The sequence below is a fragment of the Coprococcus sp. RTP21428st1_C9_RTP21428_210409 genome, from assembly GCF_040227395.1.
GTDB classification, from domain to species: Bacteria; Bacillota; Clostridia; order Lachnospirales; family Lachnospiraceae; genus Coprococcus; species Coprococcus aceti.
This window is the reverse complement of the sequence record NZ_JBEHVV010000015.1, coordinates 17915-30263: the sequence shown is the minus strand read 5'-3', so window position 1 is coordinate 30263 and position 12349 is coordinate 17915. Positions and strand designations below refer to the sequence as shown.

The window sequence follows — 12349 nt, the reverse complement described above, 5'->3', positions numbered from 1 at the left end:
ATGAAAACGAATGTTTATCATATATCATACATATCCATATATGCCTCTGACGGATACTTCACCTGATATTATATCGCGCACAGCTCCATCAGCATCCCTGACAAGAAGTCCGCCGTCAGGGGAAAGTCCCAAGGCTGTATACTCAGTTTTCTGATCTCCCTCTATGACATATACCTGCTTATCCTTGTTCACAAGATAACTGTTGTACTCATCAACAAGAAATCCCAGATCTTTATTTTTTACAAACTCATCATATAGTTTTTCAAACTCATTTGACACCTGCGCTATGAACCATGACCTGTCACATCCCCTGCCGTTCTCCAGAAGAATTGATGTCGCCTTGTCCGCAATGTCCTCCGGGAAACTCTGGTTATATACATTTATACCAATTCCCACGACAACATAACTAATATCAGTTCCCTCTGAACTCATCTCTGTAAGTATTCCGACAAGCTTCTTTCCATCTGAAAGTACGTCGTTGGGCCACTTTATCTGAGGCTTGACACCATCCACTTTGCCGAATGCTCTTGCAAGTGCAACCGCCGACACCAGAGTTATCCTGGATACGCACGAGATATCTATATCCGGTTTTAGCAGATACGACATGGATATCGTTGTTCCCTTATCTGAATTCCAGCTATGTCCCCTCCGGCCTTTTCCTGCCGTCTGCTCATTTGCAACAAACAATGCGCCGTGTACAGGATCCGTCTCACCAACAATCTTAGCGCGGGTGTTTGTTGAATCAGTTTCATCATAGTAGTAGAGTTTTCTTGCAAATGTCTTCGTGTTGAGGTACCTCGATATATTTTCCTCAGACATGACATCAGGAACGCTAACCAGCCTATAGCCTTTATTATTAACTCCTTCTATGACATATCCATCATTTTTCAGAGCCTGTATATTTTTCCACACTGCGGTTCTTGACACACCCAGCAGCTCACATAATTCCTGTCCTGATACAAAACCATCCGTACTCTGGAGTTTTTCAAGAATTTTCTTTTTCATCTGTTCTTACCTTCTCTCTGAAAATATTGTACACTGCCTCACATTTTGCCTTCGCCCCGGCAAACGGCACTACATAACTCTCCTTCCCCCTGTCGAACTTTAAAATATAATACTTCATCTCAGGATCTGGTTCTATCATTGTATAACCCGTCACTGCTTCATATGGTATGATCTTACTTCCACCCTTTTGAAGTATCGTTATCCTGTCCTGTCCAAACAGATATGTAGCATCATATGCTGCACTCCTGAATGACGCCCTTACAATATAAAACCCATATGCCATGGCTGCTATAGAAACCGCCGCCTTCAAAAACCTGTAGTGACCTCCCATGGCCCACCACATACACGCGATTCCAATCAGTATAAATACTATTCCCACAATACGATAGGCAGCCCTGGTATTCTTTCTCTTGATAACCTTCTGTCTGATTATTCCATCAATCTGGGACTCCTGCTCCTCTCGTCTCGCCCGCTCAAGCTCATCCACTAGCTTTCCTGCCTGATTCACAAGAACTTTCTGCCTGTAAGATTTTGCTGTGCCACCGTTCATACTATTTATATTTCTGATTTCTTCTCTGCCCGTTTTATTATTCTTGCCAATCTTTTTATCGTTCTTTTTTTTATTATTTTTTTTATCGCTATCTCTGCTCATTCCATATCCCCCGCCAGGTCATTATCGTTATCGACATTACCCTGGTTTGTATCCATGCGCTTTATGCACAATTATTTTCTCTTTTTTCATCACTTTTACGACTATACTTATATTAGTTCAGAGACTAATATATATCAAGTTTCCAGCATTACAAAAGTGTTTACATTTTACCACGTTTAATCACCTTTTTCCATATATAAAATCATTAAAAGGTGATTAACTAGCAAACACACGATATCGTGAAAACAAGCAATTTATAAACAAACAACTAGATTTTTGAGAGGTGAATCACATGAAGAATTTTATTGCGCGCATCAGTGGCACAAAAGACCTAACTGAAGGAAAGCCTTCAAAGCTTATATTGAACTTTGGTCTGCCCCTTCTCTTTGGTCTGATATTTCAGCAGTTTTATAATATGGTAGATTCTGTCATAGTCGGGCAGAAGCTTGGAACTGACGCGCTGGCGGCGGTGGGTTCCACCGGAAGCATCAACTTCATGATACTCGGTTTCTGTATAGGAATCTGCAACGGATTTGCAATCCCTGTTGCACAGGCTTACGGTGCGAAGGATTTCAAGGCTCTTAAGGCATATATAATCAACAGTATATGGTCATCCGTTGCACTGGCTGCTGTTATAACAGTAGCAGTAAGTATCTTTACCATGCAGATACTCAAGGCTCTCAGAACACCTTCGAATATCATCGATGATGCATATATATACATATTTATAATATTCCTGGGCATTCCGGCAACCTTCCTCTACAACCTGACTGCCGGAATACTGAGATCACTCGGAGACAGTATCACACCTGTCATATTCCTTGTGGGTTCATCAATTGTCAACATAATACTTGATCTTATACTTGTTGTTCCTATGGGCGTCGCCGGAGCTGCAGTTGCCACAGTAGCTTCACAGGCAGTGTCAGGAATCATATGTACGATATACATGACAAAGAAACTGAAGTATCTTGAATTCAGTAAAGAGGATTGGACATTCAGCATGCGCCACTGCCTTAAGCTCTGCGGTATGGGTCTGCCTATGGGCCTGCAGTACAGCATAACCGCCATAGGCAGTGTCATTCTTCAGACCGCAGTCAATGATATGGGTTCAACATATGTTGCAGCCGTATCAGCAGGAAGCAAGATTTCCATGTTCATGTGCTGTCCTTTCGATGCAATGGGCTCCACCATGGCAACATACGGAGGTCAGAATGTTGGTGCCAGACGTCTTGACCGTGTTGATCAGGGACTTAAAGCCTGTATCAAGATGGGAATCATATATGCCCTCGTGGCTCTGGCTTTCTCCATCGTATTCGGAAAGCAGCTTGCACTTCTCTTTGTAAAGAAGGAACAGATTGAGCTTATCGGCTACATATATGAATTCGTAGTTATCAACGCCGCATTCTACATATTCCTGGCTCTTGTGAATATCGTAAGATTCATGATACAGGGGCTTGGATACTCGACTTTCGCCATACTTGCAGGCATATGTGAGATGATTGCCCGTTCTGTTGCCGGTTTCGTGCTGGTGCCTCATTTCGGTTTCATCTGCGTATCACTAGGAAGTCCGCTTGCATGGGTATGTGCTGATCTCTTCCTGATACCTGCGTACCTGTGGGTTATGAAACAGCTGAGACGAAAATTCGGGGGAAATAAAATCAGCCGTGCAAAGTCCGCAACGGCAACAATATAATCGGTTTATGAACAGACTCACTTGTGTCTCGATCACATGTGAGTCTGTTTCATTTGCACCCTATTGGGATACTAAAGTCTGTTCTGCATCCTTTCCTGTTTCGGAGTGATCCCCCTCCATTTTTTATACACCCGGATAAAATAACTGCTGTCCGAAAAGCCATTTTCCTGCGCAATATATTCCATGGAATAATCCGAATACAGCAGCATGTTCTGCGCCTTATTGAGCCTTATATACAATATGTATTCCTTACACGATCTTCCATAACGAGCCTTAAATGATCTGGCAAAGTGTGAATAACTCATACTGCACATTTCTGCCAGATCTTTAACCTCAATCTGTTCTGACGAATGCGCATCTATATATTCCAGTATGTGATTGAAATACACATCACCATCCGACCTCTTATACTTAAAATCTCCATTTGTTTTCATTTGTCTTGCCATGATGATGAGCAGCTTATATATCCCAGACTGAACCGCAAGCATGTACATCTCCCGTTTTTCCGTATACTCCTCAAATATATCCTGAACAATATCTGCCATACTTTCTTTTAGTTTTTCAGACCTTATAACCATACAGAAATCTGTAGTCTCCGTCCTGTATACAAAGCAATCATACATTTTCCTTATATAAGTCTGGGGAATGCCCAGTGTATACATATTAAACTTTATGACCGCATACTTCACCGATTCCGTACAGGTCTTATCCGCCTTTATACTGTGAAGCTGCAGCGGATATAGGTAGCACATATCCCCTTTTCTGAGAACCGTCTCTCCATCATTGCAGATCACCCGGATAGATCCGCTGACTATATAAAGCATCTCACTGTAATAGTGCCAGTGCAATTCAGAATGCACACAATCTGTGTAAAATATATCATATGGCTGTTTCATCTCATCAATGTACTCAAATATTTCCATAGCAGTCTCCCCCTACGATCCAAGTTGTATCATGATAGGTTTATACAATTTTTTGCTCTTTATATAATACAATTATTACATTTATTTGTATATGATAAAAGCATATCAAACACATACTAATGAAGGAGAAAATAAGATGCAGAAAGCAGCAAACAAGCACATATCGCATTCAGCACAGAATCTGTTGGATTATTTATCGGAGATTTCTGGTAAAAAAATAATAACAGGTCAGCACACACAGACCAATTCTATGGAGGAGATTGACTATATATACGAACAGACAGGCAAATGTCCGGCACTCAGAGGTTTCGAGCTGCTTGGATACTCGCCAAACATAAACTATAATGATGCATCCGCAGAATGTCTCACAGAGGTATATGAAAATCAGGATACCCTTGACACCGCTCTCGAATGGGCAAAGAAAACAAATGGCATTGTCACTTTCACATTTCACTGGTTCTCTCCGATTGGAGGTCGTGACAAGAGTTTCTACACAGAGCACACTGACTTCGACGCTGAAAAGGTGCTCATTCCAGGAACAAGAGAACGTGATGCTTTCTACCACGATATGGACATCATCGCAAAGGAACTCCGAAGATTCCAGCTTGAAGATATCCCGGTTCTGTGGAGACCTTTCCACGAGTCCGAGGGCACCTGGTTCTGGTGGGGTGCCAAAGGTCCTGCTGTTGCGGCAAAGCTCTACAGACTCATGTTCGACTACTATACAAATGTACTGAACATCAACAACCTTATATGGGTATGGAACTGTCCTACAAAAGGCGTATACCCTGGAGATGACTTCGTTGATATTGTCTCCATGGACATATATCTGCCGGAATACACAGCAACCGATTACAGTGAAGAATATACAAAGCTTGTAGAAGCTACCTCTCCGAACAAGGTTGCTGCCCTTACCGAAGTCGGATATATACCGGATATACATCTTCTGGAGAAGTCACACACTCCATGGGCATACTACATGACATGGTCTGAAAAATTCTGCATAGGAGAAAAATTCAATTCCAACGAAAATCTTAAGGCTATGTATGACAGCCAATATGCTGTTACCGGAAAGTAAGTGGGTAAGTCTGTTATATGTAACGGCTGTAATGCTCACTTTATAAAACGACTTCAAAAATCGTTCCTCCAGACGGATTAGACTTAACTGCAATATTACCATCATGCACTATCACGATCTCGCGGACAAGAGCAAGTCCCAGTCCTACGCCGCCAAGCTCACGGCTTCTGGATTTATCCACGCGAAAGAAAGGTTCAAACACGCGATCCTTCAATTCTTCCGGGATACCATTTCCGGTATCCTCTACTGACAGGTAAACGTGTTTTTCCTTCTGACGCGCTGTCACTGTAACCCGTCCTCCTGTGCGGTTATATTTTATAGCATTCTCAACAAGATTGTATAACATCCTGTAAATAAGGATGTCACTTCCTATCATCGTTACATCCGTACATTCTCCAATAAGTTCTATATCCTTTTCCTGTGCAAGAGGTTCCAGATCCGCCAATACCTCATCAACAAGCGCGTCGACCATTATTTTATCATCCCGGCTCACAGTTTGAAGCTCACTCATATCAAGAAGTGTCTTTACCATTTTGCTGAGTCTCTCATTCTGTTCAGTTACCATCTTTATCGTCTGCAGAGTGACTTCATCATCTCCCGGATGCCGGGAAGAATTATATGAATCAAGCTGTATCTGCATTAAAGACAGTGGAGTTCTGAGCTCATGTGCTGCATTTGCAGTAAACTGTCGCTGTATCTCAAATGCATCCGAGAGGCGTTCAAGCATCTTGTTATATGAAACGCTGAGCTGGTTCAGTTCTTTAACATTGTTTTCTTCTATTCGTGAATCTGCCAGATTCTGTGCCTGTACCTCTTCAATTTTATCAGAAAACTCACTGATAGGCTTTAGTGCATGCCCACTTATAAAATATGTAGCTACTCCGCCAAGCAGGGCCAGCAAGGCAGAAATTATCAGGCTGTTTTTCTTGTAATCTGCCTTATTATTGTACACCTTAACAGAAAAATCATTTGCAAATTCATCCCACTTATCCTCCGGAATACTGATATATATTTCATCAGTACCGCTCCCATTATCATCTCCCTGGGCATCAACGGTTTCTTGCAGAGAATCAATATAATACACTCCATTTTTATAGACAAGCAAAGTAAGGCATCCACATATAAGCGCAATATATAATGTGATTATACAGGTAAGCCTCCACTGCAGCGACATTCTTTTCATCTGTCGGACTCCTCTCGTATTTTATAGCCTTCTCCCACCTTGTTCAAAATCGGATCATATCCAAGCACTGCCTTAAGCTTTCTTCTCAGCGAAGACATATGTACTCTGATCGCTCCACTGAAACTGTCAACCGAAGCATCCCAGACATGTTCCATCAATTCCTCCTGGCTTACCGGTCTGCCCAGATTAAGAAGCAGATATTCCAGGATTCCATTTTCTTTTCTTGTAAGGGGAACCTTTTCTCCTTTTGCGTATGCCTCACGTTTTATCGTGTCAAACTTTATCCCGCCACTTTCCAGACATACATCCTTCTGTACAAATTTTCTTCTTGTAAGACTTCTGATACGCGCCTCAAGCTCCTGCAAATGAAATGGTTTTTCCATATAATCATTTGCACCTGCATCCAGCCCTTCAACCTTATCCGCAATTTGTCCCCTCGCAGATAATATGATAACCTTTGTCTCCTCATTTTTCTGTCTGAGTTCCTTTAAAATCTCCATTCCATCCATACCCGGCAGATTCAGATCCAGAACGATCAGGTCATATTCCTCTGACAGAATGCATTCAAGAGCCTCTTCTCCGTCATAACAGGTATCCACCTCATACCCGGCATCATACAGGCTTTTCGCAACCATATCACATATCTGCTTCTCATCTTCAACTATCAATAATCTCAAAACTGTCACCTGTTTCTTAACCAAAATCCTTCTTAACAAAAATTTTACAACAGCTATTGTATAATAACCAAGTCAGCTGGTCAACAAACACAATCATGAAAGGAGCTGCAATATCTTGAAGTACAGGAAAATATCTCAGATCATTTTACTCATCACGGGTATAGCTATGATCAGCTATGGTGCAGTCAGAGGTGAAGCGGCTGCCGTGCTCAGCAAAGCAATAAAATTATGTCTGGAGTGTGTAGGAATTGGATAAGAACAAATCACTGTCAAAAAAAACAGCCAGAATACGCGGATGGATACAGGCAGCAGCCACGCTGCTTACCAATATTCACATCCCCAATTTATTTAAAGGCAAGATCTATCAGGGCAATGCAAAAACAGTATGCGTACCGGGACTAAACTGTTACTCCTGTCCTGCTGCAACAGGAGCGTGCCCCATTGGTGCATTTCAGGCGGTCGTCGGATCATCCAAATTTAAATTTTCTTACTACATAACCGGTTTTTTCATTTTAATCGGTGTGATCCTCGGAAGATTTATATGTGGGTTTTTGTGTCCATTTGGATGGTTTCAGGATCTGCTTCACAAAATCCCCGGGAAAAAGTTTTCCACAGCCAGGCTGAAACCACTAAGATACCTGAAATATATAATCCTTATTGTTTTCGTTATACTTCTGCCGATGCTTGTAACGAACTCCATAGGAATGGGAGACCCGTTCTTCTGTAAGTATATTTGTCCACAAGGTGTTCTGGAAGGTGCTATACCACTTTCACTCGGAAATGCAGCTATACGCTCTGCACTCGGAAAGCTGTTTTCATTTAAATGCCTTATTTTAATTACAGTTGTCGTTCTGAGTATTCTGTTCTACAGACCCTTCTGTAAATGGATTTGTCCTCTCGGCGCAATCTACTCATTATTCAACAAGGTCAGCCTTATGAGTATCAAGGTTGAAAGCAGCAAATGTGTCGGATGCGGTAAGTGTTCAAAGGCATGCAAAATGGATGTAGATGTATGCAAAACACCAAATCATCCGGAATGTATACGATGCGGAGCATGTATAAAGGCATGTCCAAAAGACGCGATCCACTATCAGTTTATGGGAAAGCCATGTTCCCAAAAGGGACATAAGCAATCTTCCAAAACCAACATGTAACAATCAACCACATTAATATTATTTAAAGGAGCAATTATTTATGAAGACAAAAAGAACATTAATATCTATTATCACTCTCTGTGCAGCATTATCCCTCACTGCATGTAACGGATCAGGATCTGCCACCACTGAGAACTCACAGAAAACCCAGACAGAATCCACAACTGAAGCTGTGGACAATTCCAACACAAAGCTGGATGATCTATATCAGCAGGAGAACCAGATCTTTGCAGATCACCAGGATGTATGGAACAAGGTGTTTGGCATGATGAATAAAAGCGATGCTGATCCAAGCGGAGATTATGCCGATTATCTGGCCGGTATAGTTGAATCAAACAAGGAATCCTTTACGGATGATGAACTGAAAACACTTAACGATGATATTGAAACTATCAGACAGATTGAAAAGCAGATAACCGAAATCGAAAATAAAAATGCAGGATCAAAAAGCACCGACCAGAACGACAGTTCCGAGGAAATCTCACCTTTCAAAAGTTTCTCCAGCAAGGATTTTGACGGTAATTCTGTTGACGAAAGCCTGTTTTCCAATAATGCAGTAACTGTCGTTAATTTCTGGTTTACCGGCTGCAAGCCTTGTGTCGCAGAATTGTCCAAGCTTAATGAATTAAATGATGCCATCAAATCGATGGGCGGCGAAGTAGTAGGTATCAACACAGAGACATTTGACGGAAACGAAGATGCTATCAAGGAAGCCGCAGCCGTTCTTGACAGCCAGGGTGCAAAATACCGCAATATCTCCGTTGACTCTGATTCCAGCATAGGCAAATATGCCTCCGACATCATGGCATTTCCTACAACCATACTAGTCGATAGAAATGGTAATATTGTCGGAGAGCCTATGCTTGGAGGGATCGACGATCAGGCTAACTACGACTCTCTCATGAAACAGATCCAGTCAGTGATCGACGCTGATAACAAGGATAAATAATTATAGTTGACTTTAAATTGAATATACTAATGAAAGGACAAGAAGCCTTTCTGCTTTTCAAAAAAGGTCATCCGGTTTTCAAGAAACCAGATGACCTTTTCCCGTGCAATAAAATTTCATATGCTTACTCCCTTCTTTTTGCCCCCCGTCTTTTACACTTCGATTCCCATCGCACGTATTGCGTTTAAATTTTTTTCTGCGCGCTCTGCCTTTAATTGTGAAACTTCTTTTTTGGTTGCTTCATCTCCAAAAAATTTCCCATATCTTTCAATATTGTCACAAAACCGCCTTTCATACCAAAGCAGTTCCTGTTTACCTTCTTCTTCTGTCATTTTCCCTTCTGAAACACGTTGCATCACTATTCTTTTTTCCTCATGAAAATCACTTTGCACTTTCACTCTATAGGATTCTTTATTCGGATACTTTGCCGGCAAAATAAATACATCCCCATTACATTCAGTTTTTCTGCTGATATACAAATTACTAAAAGCATATAACTCTAAATAATCCACGCATGTCTTTAAATCCACCACCTTGTCAAATGCCGGAATTACATAATGCTCAATTCCTGTCATGGCAAACGCAATCTGTTCTCTGAGAGAAGCTTCATCTCCCTTTTTGATGATATAATCAACCCCCGGCTGTTCATTCTCATACACCGGTATGCCATTGTATTTCGCCTTAACATACATATCCAGATGCGTAGTATTTATCCAATCCATGCTGGCATACACAGACCGGTTCAGATTGATCTCCGGGCGGTATATACTGCCGACCGCACAGTATACCTCAAACCGTTTTTCTTCCAACTGCGGCGACAACGCCTGCTCCAGCCGATAGTTGATGACTTGAATAATCTCAGGAGTTGCCATCCTCACAAAGTGCGGATACCTCCCCTTTACTTTCTTGAACCCATGCGGTTCCAGCGTTTCCTTAAACGCCGCTTTAAGACTCTTGTCCACTTCCAATGTTCCCATTTCTCTTTCTCGCACACAACAGATGTACGATACCCCCTTTACGTTAATTGAACAATATAACTCTGACTATGAAAGTATTTTCAGTGGCTTCAAACTGTATCTCGCCATTATTTTGATTCACAACATCCTGTACTCTCTGTAAACCCATGCCATGATTATACGAATCATCTTTGGTGGTAAGGAAATGTCTCCCTGATTTACGCAGTTGACCATATACTGATAATCGGCACAATTATCAGAGCCACACTCGGCACTATCTGCTGCTCATTCCGGCTCTGCATTATCCTTCTCAGAAGACACATAAACACAATCTCCATGCTGTAATTATTCAGTCTATGCCGAATATACTGTCCTATATCTACGCCGCTGGTCGTAATCAAATCAATATCCAAGAATAATAAATCAATCGCATTTCCATCAACCCCTATAGTTAAGCAAAATATTTACATTTCAGATTACATCACCCATACCATCTTAAATCAAATGCTTTGTAGTAGGCTGCTAATCAGAACCGCCGCCATCATCTCCACTTTCAGATAAGCTCCGAGTATCACACCCGGAAGATGTATTCCTCAATGATTGCCGGTACTATTGCAAAACAGACATTCCTTTGCACCAAACCGATCATTCGCCAATTGTTTTATCAACCGGCCACGACTTTCTGAGAGCCATATAAGAGATCAGGAAGTTTGCAAGCCATCCCGCCGGCACCGCAAGCCAGACAAATTCGATACCAAAACGGGGAGCACAAATCAGGGCAACTGACAGACGAATCGCGAGGTTGACCATATTTGCAATGAGAAATGGGCGCATGATCCCAAGTCCTCGAAGGACCCCGTCGGTTGCCATCTTGATTCCCATGAAGATGAAAAAGTAGCCAATCCATCTCATATAGCCCCCAGACACCTGATATGCCAAAGCGGTTCCATCTTTGCCAAGGAATAAAGATGAAATCTGAGTATGCAGTGTTTCAATGACTATAAATGCGATGATCGCAAAGCACACATCCAACACCAACGCAGCCCGATATCCTTTTTTGATACGTTTGATTTTCTTTGCGCCAAGATTCTGAGAAACATACGGTGAAACTGCATTTCCAATGGATACAAATATCAGTGAAAAAACATTCTCTACCCTCATCGTTGCTGAGTAACCTGCAAGTGCCTGTGTACCGAATGGATTTACAACTGCCTGAACGATCATCATACCAATCGACACTGTGGACTGCTGAAGAACCGATGGTACGGCAATTCTAAGCATGAAATGTAACTCGTGCCTGTCAAACCAATCAAAACGGCCTTTATATTGGCACATACGCCAAAGAAAAATCAGCAGTGAAAACACTGCGGATATTCCCTGGGCAATAAGAGTTGCAAGAGCTGCACCGAAAACGCCCAGGCCGAGGCCTGCCACCATCCAAAGATCCATAACAATATTCAAGACAGAAGAAAATATCAAAAGACCCAACGGTATCTTTGATTCACCGATTGAATTGAACATTGTTGAAAGAATATTATACATAAACAAAAATGGAAATCCGGCAAAATAAACACGAAGATACAGCACCGCTTCATCCAGTATGTCAGCAGGTGTCTGAAGCAGCGTCATCATCGAACGTGAAAAGATAAGACCACATACACCCAAAAGTATACTCAAAACCATAAAACTTATCAGCGATGTTGATACTATTGTTTTCATTTTACTATAATCCCTGGCTCCAAAATAGCGGCTCACAAGCACGCCCGCACCTATGCCGGCACCGAGTGCCACACAAATGAATACATTTGTAAGAGCGGCACATGCGCCAACAGCCGCAAGTGCAGATGATCCGACATACTGGCCAACTATTATTGAATCAGCCATATTATACACTTGTTGAAAAAAGCTGCCCAAGATCATAGGCATTGCAAAGACTGTCAGCGCTTTAAGCGGTGCATCTGTGATCAAATACTCATCTTTTGACATTATGTTATTCCTCCAAATTGAATATTAATCCACTTGTCCTTATTTACAACAAATACCATTTTTTAAATTCACAGCCAACAAATTCTGCGTCCT

13 protein-coding genes are annotated in these 12349 nt (G+C 41.8%); 5 read left to right on the top strand and 8 right to left on the bottom strand.

The window, feature by feature from the left end:
* Positions 1–24 precede the first annotated feature (24 nt).
* Both ABUA34_RS04800 and ABUA34_RS04795 read right to left on the bottom strand, forming a co-directional pair.
* Positions 25–1005: a biotin--[acetyl-CoA-carboxylase] ligase gene (locus tag ABUA34_RS04800; RefSeq protein WP_119203105.1), complete on the bottom strand. Its 981-nt coding sequence runs from the start codon at positions 1003–1005 to the stop codon at positions 25–27.
* Positions 986–1657, bottom strand: a complete 672-nt coding sequence (locus ABUA34_RS04795; protein ID WP_022058839.1) for a hypothetical protein — start codon at positions 1655–1657, stop codon at positions 986–988. The genes ABUA34_RS04800 and ABUA34_RS04795 overlap by 20 nt, the downstream gene beginning before the upstream one ends.
* A 292-nt stretch (positions 1658–1949) precedes the next feature.
* Here ABUA34_RS04795 and ABUA34_RS04790 point away from each other — a divergent pair, with 292 nt between their 5' ends.
* Positions 1950–3350 (top strand): MATE family efflux transporter, encoded by a 1401-nt coding sequence (locus tag ABUA34_RS04790; RefSeq protein ID WP_055273615.1) that lies wholly within the window; start codon positions 1950–1952, stop codon positions 3348–3350.
* A gap of 71 nt (positions 3351–3421) precedes the next feature.
* Here the strand turns inward: ABUA34_RS04790 and ABUA34_RS04785 are convergent, their stop codons facing one another.
* Positions 3422–4273: an AraC family transcriptional regulator gene (locus ABUA34_RS04785; protein WP_022217166.1), complete on the bottom strand. Its 852-nt coding sequence runs from the start codon at positions 4271–4273 to the stop codon at positions 3422–3424.
* A 136-nt stretch (positions 4274–4409) separates the two neighbouring features.
* On the opposite strand from ABUA34_RS04785, the gene ABUA34_RS04780 reads away from it, so the two are divergent.
* On the top strand, positions 4410–5351 hold the full coding sequence (locus ABUA34_RS04780; protein ID WP_349822932.1) for a glycosyl hydrolase: 942 nt from the start codon (positions 4410–4412) through the stop codon (positions 5349–5351).
* Between the two features lie 40 nt (positions 5352–5391).
* On the opposite strand, the gene ABUA34_RS04775 is transcribed toward ABUA34_RS04780, so the two are convergent.
* The gene (locus tag ABUA34_RS04775) at positions 5392–6534 is read right to left on the bottom strand and encodes a HAMP domain-containing sensor histidine kinase (RefSeq protein ID WP_015533238.1); all 1143 of its coding nucleotides are present in this window, start codon (positions 6532–6534) and stop codon (positions 5392–5394) included.
* Entirely contained in the window at positions 6531–7169 is a 639-nt protein-coding gene (locus ABUA34_RS04770; protein WP_238050552.1) for a response regulator transcription factor, read from the bottom strand. The genes ABUA34_RS04775 and ABUA34_RS04770 overlap by 4 nt, the downstream gene beginning before the upstream one ends.
* Before the next feature lie 154 nt (positions 7170–7323).
* Between ABUA34_RS04770 and ABUA34_RS04765 the strand changes: the two genes are divergently transcribed.
* The 3 genes from ABUA34_RS04765 to ABUA34_RS04755 are packed head-to-tail and all read left to right on the top strand — an operon-like array spanning position 7324 to position 9314.
* Positions 7324–7467, top strand: a complete 144-nt coding sequence (locus tag ABUA34_RS04765) for a CD1871A family CXXC motif-containing protein (RefSeq protein ID WP_349822939.1) — start codon at positions 7324–7326, stop codon at positions 7465–7467.
* On the top strand, positions 7460–8365 hold the full coding sequence (locus ABUA34_RS04760; RefSeq protein ID WP_349822931.1) for a 4Fe-4S binding protein: 906 nt from the start codon (positions 7460–7462) through the stop codon (positions 8363–8365). Before ABUA34_RS04765 ends, ABUA34_RS04760 begins: the two co-directional genes overlap by 8 nt.
* 40 nt (positions 8366–8405) lie before the next feature.
* Complete coding sequence (locus ABUA34_RS04755; RefSeq protein WP_349822930.1) at positions 8406–9314, top strand: TlpA disulfide reductase family protein; 909 nt, start codon at positions 8406–8408, stop codon at positions 9312–9314.
* A gap of 152 nt (positions 9315–9466) precedes the next feature.
* On the opposite strand, the gene ABUA34_RS04750 is transcribed toward ABUA34_RS04755, so the two are convergent.
* The 3 genes from ABUA34_RS04750 to ABUA34_RS04740 form a co-directional block, all read right to left on the bottom strand.
* Positions 9467–10291: a hypothetical protein gene (locus tag ABUA34_RS04750; RefSeq protein WP_349822929.1), complete on the bottom strand. Its 825-nt coding sequence runs from the start codon at positions 10289–10291 to the stop codon at positions 9467–9469.
* A 43-nt stretch (positions 10292–10334) separates the two neighbouring features.
* Positions 10335–10523 carry a GHKL domain-containing protein gene (locus ABUA34_RS04745; protein ID WP_120000172.1) on the bottom strand — a complete coding sequence of 63 codons (189 nt, stop codon included), beginning with the start codon at positions 10521–10523 and terminating at the stop codon, positions 10335–10337.
* A 392-nt stretch (positions 10524–10915) separates the two neighbouring features.
* Positions 10916–12256 (bottom strand): MATE family efflux transporter, encoded by a 1341-nt coding sequence (locus ABUA34_RS04740; RefSeq protein WP_349822928.1) that lies wholly within the window; start codon positions 12254–12256, stop codon positions 10916–10918.
* Between the last annotated feature and the right edge of the window lie 93 nt (positions 12257–12349).